19 protein-coding genes are annotated in these 18,280 nt (G+C 42.9%); 16 read left to right on the top strand and 3 right to left on the bottom strand.

Going from position 1 to position 18,280, the window contains the following annotated elements; all coding sequences use genetic code 11:
* Window positions 1–185: 185 nt before the first annotated feature.
* From EEJ45_RS07055 to EEJ45_RS07005, 11 genes are all read left to right on the top strand, one after another.
* A complete protein-coding gene (locus EEJ45_RS07055) occupies window positions 186–413 on the top strand; it encodes an AtpZ/AtpI family protein (protein WP_124564102.1) in 228 nt (75 codons plus the stop codon).
* Window positions 410–802 carry an ATP synthase subunit I gene (locus tag EEJ45_RS07050; protein WP_124564101.1) on the top strand — a complete coding sequence of 131 codons (393 nt, stop codon included), beginning with the start codon at window positions 410–412 and terminating at the stop codon, window positions 800–802. Before EEJ45_RS07055 ends, EEJ45_RS07050 begins: the two co-directional genes overlap by 4 nt.
* A 7-nt stretch (window positions 803–809) precedes the next feature.
* Entirely contained in the window at window positions 810–1,529 is a 720-nt protein-coding gene (gene atpB / locus EEJ45_RS07045) for a F0F1 ATP synthase subunit A (RefSeq protein ID WP_124564100.1), read from the top strand.
* A gap of 51 nt (window positions 1,530–1,580) precedes the next feature.
* A complete protein-coding gene (gene atpE, locus EEJ45_RS07040) occupies window positions 1,581–1,799 on the top strand; it encodes a F0F1 ATP synthase subunit C (protein WP_124564099.1) in 219 nt (72 codons plus the stop codon).
* A 143-nt stretch (window positions 1,800–1,942) separates the two neighbouring features.
* Window positions 1,943–2,446, top strand: coding sequence for a F0F1 ATP synthase subunit B (gene atpF / locus EEJ45_RS07035; protein WP_124564098.1), 504 nt, complete (start codon window positions 1,943–1,945; stop codon window positions 2,444–2,446).
* On the top strand, window positions 2,443–2,985 hold the full coding sequence (locus tag EEJ45_RS07030) for a F0F1 ATP synthase subunit delta (RefSeq protein ID WP_124564097.1): 543 nt from the start codon (window positions 2,443–2,445) through the stop codon (window positions 2,983–2,985). Before atpF ends, EEJ45_RS07030 begins: the two co-directional genes overlap by 4 nt.
* An 11-nt stretch (window positions 2,986–2,996) precedes the next feature.
* The gene (gene atpA / locus EEJ45_RS07025) at window positions 2,997–4,505 is read left to right on the top strand and encodes a F0F1 ATP synthase subunit alpha (protein WP_124564096.1); all 1,509 of its coding nucleotides are present in this window, start codon (window positions 2,997–2,999) and stop codon (window positions 4,503–4,505) included.
* A 207-nt stretch (window positions 4,506–4,712) separates the two neighbouring features.
* Window positions 4,713–5,570 carry an ATP synthase F1 subunit gamma gene (atpG, locus tag EEJ45_RS07020; RefSeq protein ID WP_124564095.1) on the top strand — a complete coding sequence of 286 codons (858 nt, stop codon included), beginning with the start codon at window positions 4,713–4,715 and terminating at the stop codon, window positions 5,568–5,570.
* A 52-nt stretch (window positions 5,571–5,622) separates the two neighbouring features.
* Window positions 5,623–7,026 carry a F0F1 ATP synthase subunit beta gene (atpD, locus tag EEJ45_RS07015; RefSeq protein ID WP_124564094.1) on the top strand — a complete coding sequence of 468 codons (1,404 nt, stop codon included), beginning with the start codon at window positions 5,623–5,625 and terminating at the stop codon, window positions 7,024–7,026.
* A gap of 21 nt (window positions 7,027–7,047) precedes the next feature.
* Window positions 7,048–7,449, top strand: coding sequence for a F0F1 ATP synthase subunit epsilon (locus EEJ45_RS07010; RefSeq protein WP_124564093.1), 402 nt, complete (start codon window positions 7,048–7,050; stop codon window positions 7,447–7,449).
* Between the two features lie 443 nt (window positions 7,450–7,892).
* A complete protein-coding gene (locus EEJ45_RS07005) occupies window positions 7,893–8,561 on the top strand; it encodes a DUF975 family protein (RefSeq protein WP_124564092.1) in 669 nt (222 codons plus the stop codon).
* Between the two features lie 205 nt (window positions 8,562–8,766).
* On the opposite strand, the gene EEJ45_RS07000 is transcribed toward EEJ45_RS07005, so the two are convergent.
* Together EEJ45_RS07000 and EEJ45_RS06995 are read right to left on the bottom strand one after the other, a co-directional pair.
* Window positions 8,767–9,018 (bottom strand): PhzF family phenazine biosynthesis isomerase, encoded by a 252-nt coding sequence (locus EEJ45_RS07000; protein WP_124564091.1) that lies wholly within the window; start codon window positions 9,016–9,018, stop codon window positions 8,767–8,769.
* A 13-nt stretch (window positions 9,019–9,031) separates the two neighbouring features.
* Entirely contained in the window at window positions 9,032–10,375 is a 1,344-nt protein-coding gene (locus tag EEJ45_RS06995) for a sigma-54 interaction domain-containing protein (protein WP_380018339.1), read from the bottom strand.
* 162 nt (window positions 10,376–10,537) lie between these two features.
* Here EEJ45_RS06995 and EEJ45_RS06990 point away from each other — a divergent pair, with 162 nt between their 5' ends.
* Complete coding sequence (locus tag EEJ45_RS06990) at window positions 10,538–11,737, top strand: ornithine--oxo-acid transaminase (RefSeq protein WP_124564089.1); 1,200 nt, start codon at window positions 10,538–10,540, stop codon at window positions 11,735–11,737.
* 119 nt (window positions 11,738–11,856) lie between these two features.
* Window positions 11,857–13,257, top strand: coding sequence for an amino acid permease (locus EEJ45_RS06985; RefSeq protein WP_124564088.1), 1,401 nt, complete (start codon window positions 11,857–11,859; stop codon window positions 13,255–13,257).
* A gap of 106 nt (window positions 13,258–13,363) precedes the next feature.
* On the opposite strand, the gene EEJ45_RS06980 is transcribed toward EEJ45_RS06985, so the two are convergent.
* A complete protein-coding gene (locus EEJ45_RS06980; RefSeq protein WP_124564087.1) occupies window positions 13,364–16,045 on the bottom strand; it encodes an EAL domain-containing protein in 2,682 nt (893 codons plus the stop codon).
* A 245-nt stretch (window positions 16,046–16,290) separates the two neighbouring features.
* Between EEJ45_RS06980 and EEJ45_RS06975 the strand changes: the two genes are divergently transcribed.
* Genes EEJ45_RS06975 through EEJ45_RS18845 form a run of 3 tightly spaced genes read left to right on the top strand, consistent with a single transcriptional unit; the run spans window position 16,291 to window position 18,280 of the window.
* Complete coding sequence (locus EEJ45_RS06975; RefSeq protein WP_124564086.1) at window positions 16,291–16,659, top strand: NADH-quinone oxidoreductase subunit A; 369 nt, start codon at window positions 16,291–16,293, stop codon at window positions 16,657–16,659.
* Complete coding sequence (gene nuoB / locus EEJ45_RS06970; RefSeq protein WP_124564085.1) at window positions 16,650–17,168, top strand: NADH-quinone oxidoreductase subunit NuoB; 519 nt, start codon at window positions 16,650–16,652, stop codon at window positions 17,166–17,168. Before EEJ45_RS06975 ends, nuoB begins: the two co-directional genes overlap by 10 nt.
* The gene (locus tag EEJ45_RS18845) at window positions 17,165–18,280 is read left to right on the top strand and encodes an NADH-quinone oxidoreductase subunit C (protein WP_124564084.1); all 1,116 of its coding nucleotides are present in this window, start codon (window positions 17,165–17,167) and stop codon (window positions 18,278–18,280) included. The genes nuoB and EEJ45_RS18845 overlap by 4 nt, the downstream gene beginning before the upstream one ends.

The raw sequence follows: 18,280 nt of genomic DNA, 5'->3' as shown, positions 1-18,280 counted from the left end.
CACACTATTGTATGCTAACAATGGCGATAGATGGTAGGGCTTTCAGTGACAAGTTTCCATCTATTTTTTGACAAAACAGTGACAGTTTTCATTTTTTAAAACGTTACTGTTAAAAATGAGTTACTATTATCACATCACAACCTTTCTGCACGACTTCCCCACACTTGTTTTGGAGGGATTAACGTATGCAACAAAATCGACGCAATCCTCTGAAGGGCTACGCTCTTATGACAGGGATTCTTTCCCAGTTGGTAGGTTCTATTCTTATCGGCATTTTTTTTGGAAAGTGGATTGATGAAAAAGTCGGTACGTTTCCTCTATTTCTCATTATCGGTTTGCTGCTTGGTCTCGCGACGGGCATTTACGCAATGATCATGCTCATTCAAAAATTTAATTCAGGAGACCAGCAATGATTACAATGCATGAACTTGTCCGAAGACAAACGAAATATACGCTATACCTTATCGCACTTTTTGTACTGGGCTGGGGTTTTACTCCTTATCAAAAGGTGTTTCTCGGTATGGCATTCGGGACAGCCGCAGGCTTATTGGGTTTGCGTCTTGTCGCATGGAAAACGGACAAGCTGCTAGATCGTGTGGAGCGAGGGGACGCAAAGGTTCGTTTTAAGGCAAATGCAGTTAGTACATATCCGCGCTTGGCGGCTATTGGACTTGGCATTATTTTCGCCGTGCGCTATCAGCATATGATGGAAGCATGGAGCTTTGGACTTGGATTGTTGACAGTATATCTTGTCATGATCATAGATTTTATTTACTTACAGTATGGAAGGGAAGAGAGGTGAATTACTGGTGGAACACGGTAAGTTAGTTGATTTTTTAGGCTTAACGTTTGATGTGTCCAGTGTGATGATGACGACCATCGCAGCTGCAATCGTATTTATAATAGCTGTAGCGGCAACGCGTACGTTGGCACTGCGCCCAACAGGGATGCAAAATTTCATGGAATGGGTTATGGATTTCGTGAAGGGAATCATCAACAGCACAATGGACTGGCAAACAGGCGGTCGCTTCTTGACGCTTGGGGTTACTTTAATCATGTATATTTTCGTATCTAATATGCTTGGATTGCCGTTTATGCTTTCCATTCACGAAGGAAATGAACATATTGCATGGTGGAGATCTCCGACATCGGACCCGGCTGTAACATTAACATTAGCCGTGATGGTAGTTACCCTCACCCATTATTATGGCATTAAGATGAAGGGTACAGGCGAATACGTAAAGGGTTACTTCCAACCGATGCCTTTCTTGTTCCCGTTAAAGGTGATTGAGGAGTTCGCGAATACATTAACATTGGGTCTGCGTCTTTTCGGTAACATTTATGCGGGTGAGATTTTGTTAGCATTGCTGGCAGGTCTTGGAACGAGTAGCGCGCTCGGCGCAATCACAGGCGGTGTTGCTATGGTTGCTTGGATGGGCTTCAGCGTTTTCGTAGGTGCAATTCAAGCATTTATCTTTACTATGTTAACAATGGTGTACATGGCTCACAAAGTTAGTCATGATCATTAATAAATTTTAAGAAAAAATATTTTTTTCCAATACAAAGGAGGACAAATTAAAATGAGTTTAGGTGTAATCGCAGCTGCAATTGCTATTGGTTTATCTGCACTAGGTGCTGGTATCGGTAACGGTTTGATCGTATCTCGTACAGTTGAAGGTGTTGCTCGTCAACCAGAACTTCGTAGCACGCTTCAAACAATCATGTTCATCGGGGTAGCACTAGTTGAGGCCCTTCCTATCATCGGCGTAGTTATCGCGTTCATGGTATTAAACAAATAAGGAGCAATCCTTGCATGGCGAAGATCGTGGAAAAGCCGTCTTCGCCATTCTTTTAATAAGGCGCGGCCGACAAGCGGCGCCGAAATATATGTGCCAAGAATCACGGCTTTTTTTTGTCGAGTTGAAACTACTGAAGGGAGTGAATCCTTGTGCTTTTAGGAGCTGCCATTCCATATGGAACAATTGTGTATCAATTGGTTATTTTCCTAATTTTATTAGCTTTGCTTCGTAAGTATGCATTCGGACCTTTAATGGGTATTATGAAGCAGCGTGAAGAGCATATTGCCGGAGAAATTGAAGCGGCTGAAAGAAACAATGCTGAAGCCAAGAAATTGGTAGAAGAGCAACGCATAGCTATGGCGCAATCTCGCCAAGAAGCGAAGGAATTGATTGAAAGAGCGAAGAAACAAGCAGAAGAGCAAAAAGAAGGTATTATCGCTGCTGCTAAGGCGGAAGCAGAAGCTGTAAAAGCATCTGCTGTACAAGAAATTCAACGTGAAAAAGAGCAAGCGCTCGCTGCTGTACAAGCGCAAGTTGCCGCTCTATCTGTTCAGATTGCTTCTAAAGTAATCGGAAAAGAGCTAAAAGAGGAAGACCAAGCTGCGTTGATTCGTAACTACATCAACGAGGTAGGCGAAGCGCGATGAGCAAAGATATTGTAGCTAGCCGTTATGCAGTCGCTCTTTTTAAGCTTGCAAAAGAAAAGCACATGCTGGAGACGTTTGAAGAAGAGTTGCGCACGGTGAAGGAAGTTTTCCAAAACACAAAGGAATTACATATGTTCCTTGAGCAGCCAAACATCTCCAACGAGAAAAAGAAAGATATGTTAAAAACAGTATTCTCTTCTTTATCTCAACCAATGTTAAACACACTATGTCTTCTTGTTGATAAACAACGTGAAGACATTGTAACAGATATTGCGGATGCGTATTTTGAGCTAGCGAATGCGGAGCGCAACATCGCAGATGCTACTGTGTACTCTGTTCGTCCTTTAACGGAAGATGAGAAAGCAGGCATCGCTGAAGTGTTCGCAAAGCGCGATGGCAAAGATGCAATTCGTATTAAAAATGTTGTGAATACAGAGCTGCTTGGCGGCATTAAGGTTCGCATCGGCAACCGTATTTATGACGGAAGCCTGCAAGGAAAATTGGCGCGTATTCAACGTGAACTTTTGAAGAATAGATAGGGGTGAAACGCATGAGCATCAGAGCTGAAGAAATTAGCGCACTGATTAAGCAACAAATCGAAAACTATCAGTCTGAAATCGAAGTTAGCGATGTTGGTACAGTTATCCAGGTTGGTGACGGTATCGCACGTGCTCATGGTCTTGATAACGTAATGGCTGGGGAACTTGTTGAGTTCTCTAACGGCGTTATGGGACTTGCGCAAAACTTAGAGGAAAACAACGTAGGTATCGTTATCTTGGGACCTTACACAGGTATCCGTGAAGGTGACGAGGTTCGCCGTACAGGCCGCATCATGCAAGTACCAGTAGGTCCTGAATTGATCGGACGTGTAGTAAACCCATTAGGACAACCTGTGGATGGCCTAGGTCCAATCAACACCACAAAAACTCGTCCTATCGAGAGCCCGGCTCCTGGCGTAATGGATCGTAAATCCGTACACGAGCCACTTCAAACAGGTATTAAAGCGATCGACGCTCTTGTACCAATTGGCCGCGGACAACGTGAGTTAATCATCGGTGACCGCCAAACTGGTAAAACAGCAGTAGCGCTTGATACAATTCTAAACCAAAAAGACCAAGATATGATTTGTATCTATGTAGCAATCGGACAGAAGGAATCTACAGTTCGTAACGTAGTAGAAACACTTCGTAAATTCGGCGCTTTAGAATACACAATCGTTGTTACGGCATCTGCTTCTCAGCCGGCACCATTACTATACCTTGCTCCTTATGCGGGTGTAGCTATGGGTGAAGAGTTCATGTACAACGGCAAGCACGTTCTTGTTGTATACGATGATCTTTCTAAGCAAGCTGCGGCATACCGTGAGCTTTCTCTATTGTTACGTCGTCCTCCAGGTCGTGAAGCATATCCAGGGGATGTATTCTACTTGCACTCTCGCTTACTTGAGCGTGCTGCAAAACTTAGCGATGCAAAAGGCGGCGGTTCTTTGACTGCACTTCCTTTCATCGAAACACAAGCAGGGGACGTTTCTGCTTACATTCCGACGAACGTAATTTCCATCACAGATGGACAGATCTTCTTGCAATCTGATTTGTTCTTCTCTGGTGTTCGCCCAGCAATCGATGCAGGTACTTCCGTATCCCGCGTAGGTGGAGCTGCACAGATCAAAGCAATGAGCAAGGTATCTGGTACACTTCGTCTTGACCTAGCATCATACCGTGAGCTTGAAGCGTTCGCGCAGTTCGGCTCTGACCTTGATAAAGCGACACAAGCGAAACTAAACCGCGGTGCTCGTACAGTAGAAGTATTGAAGCAAGGCTTGCACAAACCACTTAAGGTAGAAAAGCAAGTTATGATTCTATACGCACTAACACGCGGCTTCTTGGATGATATCCCTGTAGCTGATATTCAACGCTTTGAAGAAGAAATGCTTGCTTGGATGGATTCTAACCGTGCTGACGTATTGGAGCAAATCCGTACAACAAGACAGCTTGCAGAAGACGACAAAATGGCTGCTGCAATTAACGACTTCAAAAAAACATTCGTACCTAGCGTTTAATTAAGAAAAGCGGAATCGGCTCGTTCAGTTCCAAAGGGAAGAGGTTCCCGGCACCAAAAGGCGTACTGTGCCTGTCGGTGCTGGGGTTCTCTGACCGGAGGAACTAGCCGATGAAGCTGGACAAGAAAAGCGGAATCGGCCGGCGCCATGGTGTCGGTCGGTAACGCATGAATATGCCTACTTCCGACTAAAAGGTGGTGAAAACCTGTGGCATCTTTACGCGATATAAAAGCAAAAATCAACTCCACGAAAAAGACAAGCCAAATTACAAAGGCGATGGAGATGGTATCCGCTTCTAAGCTGAACCGTGCTGAACAAAACGCACGCGCATTCGTACCATACATGAACAAAATTCAAGAGGTAGTAGGAAGCGTTGCGAACGGCAGCAAAGGCGTGAACCACCCGATGTTGACAGCTCGCCCTGTGAAACGTACGGGATATATCGTCATCACTTCTGATCGTGGACTTGCCGGCGCATACAACAGCAACGTGCTGCGCGCCCTAAGCAGAACGATTGAAGAACGTCATAACATGGATCCTAATCAATATGCAATCATCGTGATTGGACGTGTCGGCCGCGATTACCTAAAGCGCCGCAACTTTAACATCATTGATGAGATTACAGGTCTTTCCGATCAGCCTGCATTCGCGGACATTAAAGATATCGCATCTCGTGCGGTAGCTATGTTTACGGACGGTGCATATGATGAGCTGTACATCCATTACAACCACTACATCAGCAAGATTCAACAAGAAGTGGAAGAGAAGAAAATCCTTCCGTTGACTGATGTAGAAACGAAGTCAACAACTCTTTACGAGTTTGAGCCTTCTGAAGAGGAAATCTTGAAAGTGTTGCTTCCACAATACGCAGAAAGCCTTGTGTATGGCGCTTTGCTGGACGGAAAAGCAAGCGAGCACGCGGCGCGTATGACAGCGATGAAAAACGCTACGGACAACGCACTCGATGTTATCGACTCTTACACACTTACTTACAACCGCACTCGACAAGCTGCGATTACGCAAGAAATTACGGAAATCGTTGGCGGCGCGGCGGCATTGGAATAGCATGAACGAGGCTGATCAGATAATCTGAAAGCCAACATGAGGAGGGAAACCGATGAATAAAGGACGCATTACCGCTATAATGGGTCCCGTTGTAGACGTAAAGTTTGAAGACGGCAAACTTCCTAACCTCTACAACGCCCTTAGAGTAACACATGAAGGAAATGAAACATCAATCAACCTTACATTAGAGGTTGCGCTTCACCTTGGCGATGATACAGTTCGTACGGTTGCGATGTCCTCTACAGATGGACTTGTTCGCGGCATGGAAGCTGTTGATACAGAAGGTCCAATCTCTGTTCCTGTAGGTGACGCAACACTTGGTCGCGTATTCAACGTACTTGGTGATCCAATTGACCTGGACGGCGAAGTTGCGACAGATGTACGCCGTGACCCAATCCACCGCCCAGCTCCTGCGTTTGAAGAGCTTTCTACAAAAGTAGAAATCCTTGAAACAGGTATCAAAGTAGTAGACTTGCTTGCTCCTTACATCAAAGGTGGTAAGATCGGTCTATTCGGTGGTGCCGGTGTAGGTAAAACGGTACTTATCCAAGAATTGATTAATAACATCGCACAAGAGCACGGCGGTATCTCTGTATTCGCAGGTGTAGGTGAGCGTACTCGTGAGGGTAACGACCTTTACCATGAAATGAGCGATTCTGGCGTTATCAAGAAAACAGCGATGGTATTCGGTCAGATGAATGAGCCGCCTGGTGCGCGTCAACGTGTAGCATTGACTGGTTTGACAATGGCTGAATACTTCCGTGATGAGCAAGGTCAAGACGTACTTCTGTTCATCGACAACATCTTCCGCTTCACGCAAGCTGGTTCTGAGGTATCCGCACTACTTGGTCGTATGCCATCAGCGGTAGGTTACCAACCGACACTTGCGACTGAAATGGGTCAATTGCAAGAGCGTATCACGTCTACAAACAAAGGCTCCATTACTTCCATTCAGGCAGTATACGTACCGGCGGATGACTATACGGATCCAGCTCCTGCAACGGCGTTCGCTCACTTGGATGCAACAACAAACCTTGAGCGTCGCTTAACACAGATCGGTATTTACCCAGCGGTAGATCCATTGGCGTCTACATCTCGTGCCCTTTCTCCTGAAATCGTAGGTGAAGAGCACTACACAGTTGCACGTCAAGTACAGCAAATATTGCAACGCTACAAAGAATTGCAAGATATCATTGCAATCCTTGGTATGGACGAGCTTTCTGAGGACGACAAGCTAGTTGTACACCGCGCACGTCGCGTTCAATTCTTCTTGTCTCAGAACTTCCACGTAGCTGAGCAGTTCACAGGTCAAAAGGGTTCTTATGTACCTGTTAAAGAAACAGTACGAGCATTTAAAGAAATTATCGAAGGTAAACACGATGATCTTCCGGAAGAGGCATTCCGCTTAGTAGGACGCATCGAAGAAGCTATCGAGAAAGCAAAAACGTTAGTATAACAGGTCTAGGAGGGACTATTCATGAAGACAATTCAAGTCAGTATTGTAACTCCTGACGGACCGGTATACGAAACAAACGCAGAGATGGTCAGTGTAAAAGCAGAGAGCGGAGAGATGGGGATCTTACCAGGTCACATTTCTACAGTAGCTCCTTTGCAAATCAGTGCGGTTCGTGTAAAAGTAGACGGTAAAACGGATTATGTTGCGGTATCCGGCGGTTTTATTGAAATTCGCCCAGACAAAGTAACAATTCTTGCGCCGTCTGCTGAAGTCGCATCTCACATTGACGTCCATCGTGCGAATGAAGCGAAACGCCGTGCAGAACGCCGCATCGGTGAAAAGCAGGCAAACGTGGACTTCAAACGAGCGGAGCTTTCCTTACAGCGTGCTGTCAACCGTTTGAACGTTGCGAATATGAGATAAAAAAACCGCAAAGGTGTATCCTTTGCGGTTTTTTTATAGAAAATGGAGGTATGATTACGTTCATCTAAATGAATGGTAGTTGGTGAAAGTACATCTAAGGTTAAAAGTAGAAGATGGTTGCTTTTATTGCTTGGGAAATTTCACATACAGTGATATTTCTTCCGCAATAGGGATTACAAGAAGATAAGATAAGGATTATCCCGATAAGTCCTTCTGCGCACACGTTCACAGCATTTAATACAAAAAACATGTTACCCGCGTTTGTGCCTAATACCTGAAATGAAAGTGTGAGCTCGAGGGCAAGAAATTCGATGAAAGGGTTCACTAGATTGGATATAAGCGTGGCAAGTTTTATTGTTAAGCATATTGGATACGTTTACTCGTAATCATATCCTTGTCCCTTGTTGCATATATTTGTACGAGTTAAGAATGGGGGGGCTTGTATGATTAGAGACGCAAAAATGGGAGCTCGTTCTTCCTTGGACGGGAGATGGAAATTGGGAGTGGGGGCTACGTTTATATATATCGTTTGTGTACTGGCATTTGCTTATTTGACGCTTGGCATTGTGTTTTTATGCATGATTCCATTTATAGGTTCGGCGTTTGAATCCGTATGGAATGTGGTCGTATATGTGTGCTATGGGCTAGGTATATTCGTGATAAGCTCTTCATTGGTTTTTGGCTTCTTACATATATGTATGAAGCTTGCACGAGGAGAGCGCACCAGCATATATGATATATTTCGGTATTTACACACTGCGAAGCAAATATGGACAACCGGTAAAGCAGTAGGATTAGTAAGCTTATATACATGCTTGTGGTCATTGTTATTGATTGTACCGGGTATGATAAAGGCATTCTCTTATTCTATGACATATTTTATTTTACTTGAGAAGCCGCATTATACGATTCGTCAAGCAATGGAAGAAAGCAATGCACTGATGAAGAGACAGAAGCGTAAACTGTTTTTGCTTATACTAAGTTTTACAGGCTGGATATTACTTTGTATTCTTACGTGTGGCATCGCATGTTTGTGGATTATACCGTATATATGTGTGACGATAAGTAAGTTTTATTTGAAACTCTCACAAACAGAACAGATTTCAGTATGAATGTTGTAGAGGAAAAAGCAGCTTGGAATAAGCAGCTTTTGTACGTATGTATACAAGAGATTCGTATAGAAAACCTATTTTCTTTTTCTACTTGTCAAGTTGTATGGATAAATCCTGCACATGCACGCCGGTTCCAGATATCTCAACTTTCATATTGTCTTTTTGCTGCAGAACGTGTACATCAATAAATCCTTCTTGTTCCATTTTAGTAAACACCCCCCACTTCAAACAGACCGTAAGTGGTGGGTCGTTGACCTCCAGGCGTGAAATATCGCAATCTTAGGTGAGCGATCTCTGAAGGAAGCACAAAGACGGTTTCACTAAAACCTACTTTACTTGCAACCTCTTGCATTTGTTCGTCTGTCAACATTTCTGCATGCAGTACAACACCGGCAGGATTTCCCTTATCCGGTGCGGTACTAAAGGCATTATAATGGTGAACAGTGATTTCTCCCATATGTAATTCCCCTTTAGATATTGTATTTCTTTAGCCTATACTGCAGACTTTGCCTGCTTAGTCCTAGCATTCGTGCAGTTTTAGAGATATTCCCGCCATTCTCCTGCAGCAGTTGTTTAATATAAATTTGCTCTGCTTCATCAATTTTTTTCTTTAATGGTGTTTGTTTTGGCATTTGCGGTGCATGTCGTTTGGTAATACGCCCCGGTAAGTGTGAAAGTTGGATAATATCTTCTTCCACCAAGTTCATTGCCCCTTCAATGATATGCTCGAGTTCACGAACATTTCCCGGCCAATCATGATGGAGAAAATATTCTTTTACATGCTCATCAACGCCTGTGACCTCCATATTAAATAATGTATTGTATTTTTCAATAAAGCCTTGCGTCAGCAACTCGATATCCTCAGTTCGCTCTCGTAGAGGAGGAAGAAATAAGGTAACGACACTGAGACGGTAGTACAGGTCCTTACGCATGCGGTTATGTGTAATGGCTTCGATGGGGTCTTCATTCATCGTAGCAATGAGTCTAACGTCGATTTCTTTCTCCTGCGATCCCCCGACTCTGCGAACCGTTCGCTCCTGAATCACCCGAAGCAATTTAGCCTGTAGGTGAGGACTTAAGGAGTTAATCTCATCAAGAAGAAGGGTGCCGCCGTTTGCTTCTTCAAAGAGACCAGGCTTATCAATTGCTCCTGTGAAAGCCCCCTTTGCTGTACCAAACAAAGTGCTTTCCATCAGCGATTCGGGGATCGCTGCACAGTTTTGAGAAATAAAAGGCTTCGCTGCCCGAGCGCTTTCGTTATGAATGCTTTTGGCGAACACCTCTTTCCCCGTCCCTGTTTCTCCGATAAGAAGCACAGAGGAAGAAGTCCGCGATGCACGCCTTGCTTCTTGCACTACCGCTAAAAAGGCAGGGGACCGCCCGAGCATGCGATCGAAAGTAAACTTCGTTTTTCGCTCTAAATCTGTTTTTTCAATTGTTCGTTTTAGCTTGGTAATATCTTTTACAATCTCAACGGCTCCTTTAATTTTACCGTTATGGATGATAGGAACCGTATCATTAATTGTTGTAATCTCTTTACCGCGACTGTTGAAATAAGTCTGAGTAATATTGCGTCTTGGCGTGCCTCTAAGTGCATCCATCAGCGTGCTGCTTTGATTGTCTTTAAAAGCGAATACCTCAAGTGGACTTTTATTCAGTACTTCATGCTTGTCCATTGATTCAATTTCCATCATTTTTTGATTATAAATAATGGTCTTACCATCTTCATTCACTGCATGAATACCAATATCAAGTTCATTTAGAAGGTATTCATAAAATGTTTTTACGTCCAAGTTGTCATCCTCCATGTGCAAAATATTCTGCCTTTATTGTATGATTATTTTGCGGTGGGTGCAAAATAATTTTGCGTTTTTGTGCGGATTTTGAAGGTTTTATATATATATGGATTGAATTACATAGTTGGCATACATTTTGCATTATAACGTGTGGAGATTACAAATAAGGGGGCTATAAAGATGACGACAACATCTCGTACAGAGCATATTATCGAACAAACAAATCAGTATGGCGCAAACAACTATCATCCGCTGCCAGTCGTAATTGCAAAAGCAGAAGGAGCTTGGGTATACGATCCAGAAGGCAACAAATATATGGACATGCTGAGTGCATATTCCGCGGTAAACCAAGGTCACAGACATCCTAAAATTATTGCGGCTTTAAAAGAGCAAGCAGACAAAGTTACATTAACATCCCGCGCGTTTCATAACGATCAGCTAGCGCCTTTTTATGAAAAAGTAGCTAAGCTAACGAAAAAAGAAATGGTACTGCCAATGAACACAGGTGCTGAAGCGGTTGAAACAGCGGTCAAAGCTGCAAGACGCTGGGCGTATGATGTGAAAGGTGTGGCGGAAAACCAAGCTGAAATCATCGCATGCGAAGGTAACTTCCATGGTCGTACAATGACAGCAGTGTCACTATCCTCTGAAGCAGAATATCAACGCGGCTTTGGTCCGTTCTTGCCAGGCATCAAGCTGATTCCTTATGGTGATTTGGAAGCATTGAAGGCGGCAATTACACCAAATACAGCAGCATTTCTATTAGAACCGATTCAAGGGGAAGCGGGTATCGTAATGCCAACAGAAGGCTTCTTAAAAGCAGCGCAACAGCTATGTAAAGAGCAAAATGTTTTATTGATTGCGGATGAAATTCAAACAGGCCTAGCCCGTACAGGAAAAATGTTCGCTTGTGATTGGGAAGGTGTTACACCTGATATGTACATTCTTGGTAAAGCGCTTGGTGGCGGCGTATTCCCAATTTCCTGCGTAGCGGCAAACCGTGATGTACTTGGTGTATTTAATCCGGGTTCCCACGGCTCCACATTCGGCGGCAATCCACTTGCTTGTGCGGTTTCTATCGCAGCTTTAGAAGTATTAGAGGAAGAGAAACTAGCGGATCGTTCTATGGAGCTTGGTGCATATTTTATGGAGAAGTTAAAAGAAATCAACAATCCAATGATTAAAGAAGTGCGCGGCCGCGGCTTATTTATCGGTGTTGAGCTTGACCGCGCAGCACGTCCATACTGTGAGCAATTAAAAGCAGAAGGCTTACTGTGCAAAGAAACACATGAAACAACAATCCGTTTTGCACCGCCGTTAATCATTTCTGAAGAAGATTTAAACTGGGCAATCGAAAAAATTCAAAAAGTGTTGGCGTAAAAGTGAAAGGCTGCGGGGGCAACCGCGCAGCTTTCCTTTTATTTATAAATATCAGAATTTTGGAAAATAAAATAGTAAACGTTTACATTTACTAAGGGATGCAGCAAAGGGGGATTTTCATGTTACAGCAAGATAACGGGTTAAAGCGTGAACTAAAAAGCCGTCATATTTTTATGATTGCCTTAGGAGGCGTCATCGGTACCGGTTTATTTCTGAGTTCAGGTTATACAATCAATCAAGCAGGACCGGGCGGCGCCCTTCTCGCTTATTTGATTGGCGGAGTTGTTATGTATTTAACGATGCTTTGTCTAGGGGAATTGGCTGTTGCGAATCCGCATGCGGGTTCCTATCAAACGTATGCTACGCAACATATTTCACCGGGAGCGGGGTATGTTGTAGGATGGATGTCGTGGCTAAATTGGTCAGTGACAGTTGGTCTTGAACTGATTACAGTCAGTATTTTAATGAAGCGCTGGTTTCCAGATGTTCCTTCATGGATTTGGTGTGTACTATTCGCAGTTATGTTGTTTGCAATTAATGCATTGTCTACAAAAAGCTTTGCGGAAGTGGAATTTTGGTTTTCCAGCATTAAAATTATCGCTGTGCTAGCGTTTATCATCCTAGGTGGTGCTGCTATGTTCGGGTTCTTAGATATGAAAAATGAACCGGCGCCGTTTTTCAGTAATTTTACAGATCACGGGGGCTTGTTTCCGAACGGTGTGCTGGCTATTTTAGTAACAATGATTGGGGTGAACTTCTCCTTTCAAGGAACAGAGCTGGTCGGTATTGCAGCGGGGGAAAGTGATAATCCTGAAAAAACAATTCCAAGAGCAATCAATAACACAGCATGGCGCATCCTTATCTTTTTCATTCTTTCTGTGTTCGTATTGGCAGGATTATTTCCGTGGGAAAAAGCGGGCTTGGTAGAAAGTCCATTCGTTGTTGTCTTTGACAGCATTGGTATCCCATATGCAGCTGATATTATGAACTTCGTTATTATCACAGCGGTATTATCGGTTGCCAATTCCGGATTATACGCCACATCTCGTGTACTTTGGTCTATGTCTTCGCAAGGTATGGTGAGCCCAACCTTCAGCAAGCTTTCTAAAAAAGGCGTTCCGATCAATTCATTGATTGCTAGTATGGCGATTGGCTGTTTGTCACTGCTTTGCGGTGTTTTCGCTGAAGATACCGTATATTTATGGCTTCTATCCATTGCCGGCTTCGGTGCTGTGTTCGTTTGGGCTTCTATCGCGCTTTCCAACCTACTTGCAAGAAGGGCGTTTGTAAAGAACGGAGGCAACGTAAACGATTTGAAATTCAGAACGCCATTATATCCGTTCGTTCCTTTATTAGCTTTATCCATGAACACAATTGTAATGGTAAGTCTTGCATTTATCCCAGATCAACGTATGGCGCTATATTGCGGTATTCCTTTCTTGATTGTATGCGCACTGTACTACCGTTTTGTCGCAAAGCATAAAATGAAAGAAAATGTATCTGTAAAAAAAGGTGCATAACGCGAAAAAGGCACGGATATTCCGTGCCTTTCTTCGTTGCGACCGCGGATTTGGCAACTTTTAAGAGAAATCTGGTAACTTTGCAAATTTATTTGGCAGCGATACATCAAACAGTACCAAGAAAAGCAGTTGCATCTTGTGCTGAAAGAGGTCGACTAAAATAGTAGCCCTGCACTTGATAGCAGTTGTGTTCTTGTAAAAATACTATTTGCTCGTATGTTTCCACACCTTCAGCAATCACACAAATCCCCAGTGTACTCGCAAGTGAGAGAATGGCAGTGATGATAGCCTTACCTTCTTCGCTATGATCAGCCATATGAATAAATTCCTTTGCAATTTTTAAACGGTCCAGCGGGTAAAGCGGTAGATAGGCGAGTGATGAATAGCCAGTTCCAAAATCATCGATTGAAATATGAATACCAAGCTCTTTCAGGTTTTTTAGTTTGTTGAGAGTTTCTTCTTCATTAGCCATCGCGATTCTCTCCGTTAGTTCCAAATCAAGAAGGTCTGGCCGCAGACCCGTTTTGGATAGGACTGATGTAACCATTTCTAAGAAATTGTCATGATTAAATTGCTTTGTTGAAAGATTTACACCTACTTTCAGCACATACCCCATTTCAGACCACCTTGTCATTTGGCTACATGCTTCCTGCAAAATCCATTCTCCTATTGTGACAATTAGGTTTGTGTCCTCGGCAATGGGAATAAACTCGTCAGGTGGAATGAGTCCCAGAACCGGATGCCGCCAGCGCACCAAAGCTTCCATACCGATAACGGTGTGTCGATTCGTATCCATTTGGGGCTGATACACAAGAAATAATTCGTTATGTTGCAGTGCTTGATACAAATCCTTTTCTAGTCGTAACCGTCTTCTCATTTTGCTGCTCATTTCGTCATTGTAAACGGAATAGTTATTTTTTCCGTTGTTCTTGCTGTGATACATAGCCAAATCGGCATGCTTTAATAAGGATTCCGCATCTTCCCCTGCATATGGATATACGGCAATGCCGATGCTCGGCGTCACATACAATGTATGTCCTTCAATTAGGAAAGGCTCCTGCAATTCTTTTAAAATACCAGAGATGCTTTCGTCAGCATTGCGCATTAAAATGGTAAATTCATCTCCACCTAAGCGCGCTAGCTTTGCACAAGGAGGGAGACAACGCTTTAACCGTTTTGCTGTTTCCACGAGTACCAAGTCTCCAATGGAGTGTCCTAGTGTATCATTAATAACTTTAAAGCCATCTAAATCAATAAAAAGTACCGAAAACGTTGTTTGGGATTCTTTTGCCTCATGAATCATGGCTTGTAAGTCTTTATGAAATGTACTGCGATTAGAAAGGCCGGTTAAGGTATCATGAAAGGCGAGAAACTGAATTTGCTGTTGCTGTTGCTTGCTTTCCGTAATATCTTTTACCATTACATAAATACCAAGAACTTTTTTATCATCTACAATAGGAACGGCAGTCAAAGCTAAATCATAAACCTTACCGTTTTTATGAAGGCCACGTACTTCGAAGGAAGTGGCTTGTCCCTGTAGAACATATCGATAGGATACCAAGAGACGTCGTACATCTTTTTGATAAATGAATTCCTTATAACTGTGCCCAAGAATTTCAGATACTTTATAGCCAAGCAAGACAGTACCCGCCCTGTTTACCTGTTGAAACCGTCCTTGCAAATTAATGGTAAAGATCGGATCTGGGTGGAATTCGAATAAAGATTTGAACTTTTGTTCACTTTGCAAAAGTGCTGCCTGCTGCAATAACAAATCTTGGGTGTGTTCTTCAATTCTAGTGCCGAGTTCTCCATTCATTTGCTGCAGCTGTGTCAGTAGACGTTTATTTTGCATTCGTACCAAGTTTTGACGAAATAACACTAAACAAAAGGTCACACAAACTGCTACCATAACAGGATAAGAATGGGTCTGTGTCAAGATAACAAACCCGCCTAGAAACACCAAAGCGAGATAGGATAACCACGATTGTACCTCCCCGGCTTTCTCTCCTAAATATCCTGCTTCTCCAGTATCCAAAATACCTGCAGCAGCTGTGATAATCATAGAGATTTGGTACAGAGGATTCACCAAATCAATAGAGAACTTTGCATGGGTAAAATATAAGATGCTATAAGTCGAATCAACTGCAACATATAAAAAGATTGAAGAGAGAAGCAAATATAACACTCGCTTGGAAGAAAAAGCGAGCGGTTGAAAATATAAGCTAATACATATGAGCAGAAGTAATGTATTTGTGAACGGATAGAAGAGTTCTACTAGTTTTGTCAAAGATGAAAAACTAGAGTTGTCCCAAATATGCTGGATAACAAAATAATACTCTAGCGTTACTGCAGCAATGAAAGTCGTGCTAATGTCACAAAAGATAAAGAGCTTTTGCAGCAGCGAATATGTGTACGTAATCTTATAAGAGAAGGCGATTAAATAATATGCTGGAAGCAGCAAAAATAAGATATTAGAAGCTTGCACATTGGTGAATAAAGAATAACCAAAAGTATCTTCGAAAAACCATAATATATCACCCAGCGAAAATCCTACACAGCCAAGCAATAGAAGAAACCAGAACGACCTGCTTTCTTTAGGTTGTTTTCGAAAGACGTAAAATAAAAAATATACAGCAATAGCATCACCAATTAGGCAAGAGATATTGGCACTAATATTTTGCATGAATGTATCATTTCTAAATAAAAACAACCATATATAGTGTAAGACAAGGTATATAACGGAAAACATAGTAAGCAAAAATAAGCGTTTATTTTGCTGTATAGTCATTAGAACACCTCAATAATAAGAGCTACAAGTATATATTTCGTATTCAGCATATACTACCTACATGGGATTTTCTAGTGGAATATAATATTTTTAAAAATTCTGAATTATAAACTCAATATAACACCATAGTTATGAAAAATTTGGTATAATTTCTGTAAACCTACTTTTTGAATAATGAAAAAATGATAAAAAATAAAGTAGGCTCATATGATTGTATGGAACAATGATAGCACGGGGGGAATTTCATGTTCAATGTGTATCAAAACAGCTATGCAATTGTAATTGTATTTTTGCTACTTGGTATTTTATTGCCGGTTGTAGCACTAACAGCAGGCAAATTGCTACGACCAAATCGACCGAGCATTGCCAAGCAGACGACCTATGAAAGTGGCATAGAGCCTTTTCATGAGGCTAATATTCGCTTTCATGCACGCTATTACGTATTTGCGTTATTGTTTGTTATTTTTGATGTAGAGACTGTATTTTTATATCCATGGGCGGTAGCTTACGAGGAACTTGGCTTATTTGCTCTCGTCGAAATGCTGATTTTTGTCGTTATGTTATTAATTGGGCTTTTATATGCTTGGAAAAAGAAGGTGTTGAAATGGTTATAAATTTTGAGCAAATGCACCCTGATGAGCGGGCTGAATTGGAGCGCAACATTTTCTTTACAACGCTCGAGCAGTTAAAAGGATGGGCGCGAAGCAACTCGCTTTGGCCAATGACATTTGGTCTCGCATGCTGTGCCATTGAAATGATGGGGGTAGGTTCTTCCCATTACGATTTAGATCGATTCGGCTCCTTCTTTCGTACATCGCCGCGCCAGTCTGATGTGATGATTGTGTCAGGAACAGTAACGAAAAAGATGGCGCCTATTGTAAGACGATTATATGATCAAATGCCAGAACCCAAATGGGTAATTGCTATGGGGTCGTGTGCGACTGCTGGTGGACCTTACATAAAGTCATATGCAGTTGTGAAAGGAGTCGATCAAATTGTACCTGTCGATGTGTATATTCCTGGATGTCCGCCCAATCCAGCTGCTTTAATTTACGGAATCAATAAATTAAAGGAAAAAATTCGCTATGAAGCCAAAACCGGAAAGCAGGTGACCAACCGGTGAGCGAAGGAAAAAGCTTGGAGGAGCTAAAAAAAGAGGCAGCAGCCAAGGCAAAGGAAGAAGCACTGAGAAAACGAGAAGAGAGAAAAGTGAAAGAAGCGGCAGAAATGCAAGAAAAAGAGAAAGCGCTGTCAAAACCTGAAGAAGAGAGTAAGGAATCGACAGAGGATGAGCTGGTAAGAGCGAAAAAAGAGGCAGCAGCCAAGGCAAAGGAAGAAGCACTGAGAAAACGAGAAGAGAGAAAAGCGAAAGAAGCGGCAGAAATGCAAGAAAAAGAGAAAGCGCTGTCAAAACCTGGAGAAGAGAGGAAGGAATCGACAGAGGACGAGCTGATACGAGCGAAAAAAGAGGCAGCAGCAAAGGCAAAGGCTGCTGCGCTTGCGCGTATGAAACAAAAGGAAGCGGTTCAGACGGATGCTACGGAACCACAAGGTTCTTCTGAGGACGAAAAGCAAAAGGCAATTGCTTTAGCGAAGGCAAAAGCAGTCGCCGCGGCCAAGGCGAAGTTAGCGTCGAAAGGGGAAGCAGGTCCAGAGGACGAGAAAACGAAAGCAATCGCCGCAGCCAAAGCAAAAGCTGTCGCAGCAGCCAAAGCGAAGGCTTCGGCTGCAGAAGAAACGGCAGAAATCACACCATCTGTGAACCAGCCTCTATTAGAACGATATGTTTCCGTTCTTACAGCGCATGTAGGTGCAGATGCTTTAGAAGACTCCTATATTAATAGACTGTCAAAAGACGTGCCGACGCTTGTTGTGAAGCGGGATGCATATTATGAAGTAATGGAGTTTTTGCGCAAGAATGAGCAGATGGCGTTTGACTATATGTCAGAGCTGCACGGTACGGATTTTGTGACGCATATGGAGGTATATGTGCATTTATACTCGTATCGTAACCGGCAACCGGTGGCGGTAAAGGTCAAGGTCGATCGTGAGAAGCCGGTGTTGTCTTCGGTGGCTCCGCTTTGGAAGGGAGCGGATTGGCCGGAACGTGAGGCATATGATTTGCTTGGCATCGTATTTGAAGGACATCCCAACTTGAAGCGCATTCTATTGCCAGATGATTGGATAGGATATCCACTTCGCAAAGACTACGAGCCTTTTGACGGGGAGGTGTAA

The sequence above is a fragment of the Ectobacillus antri genome, from assembly GCF_003852715.1.
Lineage (GTDB): Bacteria > Bacillota > Bacilli > Bacillales > Bacillaceae_G > Ectobacillus > Ectobacillus antri.
Note: the sequence above shows the minus strand (reverse complement) of the source record. Positions and strands in the feature narration are given on the sequence as shown.

Bases quoted from the DNA above. Each gene is read 5' to 3' on its own strand.
- EEJ45_RS07055 (WP_124564102.1), top strand. From the start codon at position 186: ATGCAACAAAATCGACGCAATCCTCTGAAGGGCTACGCTCTTATGACA.
- EEJ45_RS07050 (WP_124564101.1), top strand. From the start codon at position 410: ATGATTACAATGCATGAACTTGTCCGAAGACAAACGAAATATACGCTA.
- atpE (WP_124564099.1), top strand. From the start codon at position 1,581: ATGAGTTTAGGTGTAATCGCAGCTGCAATTGCTATTGGTTTATCTGCA.
- EEJ45_RS07030 (WP_124564097.1), top strand. From the start codon at position 2,443: ATGAGCAAAGATATTGTAGCTAGCCGTTATGCAGTCGCTCTTTTTAAG.
- atpA (WP_124564096.1), top strand. From the start codon at position 2,997: ATGAGCATCAGAGCTGAAGAAATTAGCGCACTGATTAAGCAACAAATC.
- atpD (WP_124564094.1), top strand. From the start codon at position 5,623: ATGAATAAAGGACGCATTACCGCTATAATGGGTCCCGTTGTAGACGTA.
- EEJ45_RS07010 (WP_124564093.1), top strand. From the start codon at position 7,048: ATGAAGACAATTCAAGTCAGTATTGTAACTCCTGACGGACCGGTATAC.
- EEJ45_RS07005 (WP_124564092.1), top strand. From the start codon at position 7,893: ATGATTAGAGACGCAAAAATGGGAGCTCGTTCTTCCTTGGACGGGAGA.
- EEJ45_RS07000 (WP_124564091.1), bottom strand. From the start codon at position 9,018: ATGGGAGAAATCACTGTTCACCATTATAATGCCTTTAGTACCGCACCG.
- EEJ45_RS06990 (WP_124564089.1), top strand. From the start codon at position 10,538: ATGACGACAACATCTCGTACAGAGCATATTATCGAACAAACAAATCAG.
- EEJ45_RS06985 (WP_124564088.1), top strand. From the start codon at position 11,857: ATGTTACAGCAAGATAACGGGTTAAAGCGTGAACTAAAAAGCCGTCAT.
- EEJ45_RS06980 (WP_124564087.1), bottom strand. From the start codon at position 16,045: ATGACTATACAGCAAAATAAACGCTTATTTTTGCTTACTATGTTTTCC.
- EEJ45_RS06975 (WP_124564086.1), top strand. From the start codon at position 16,291: ATGTTCAATGTGTATCAAAACAGCTATGCAATTGTAATTGTATTTTTG.
- nuoB (WP_124564085.1), top strand. From the start codon at position 16,650: ATGGTTATAAATTTTGAGCAAATGCACCCTGATGAGCGGGCTGAATTG.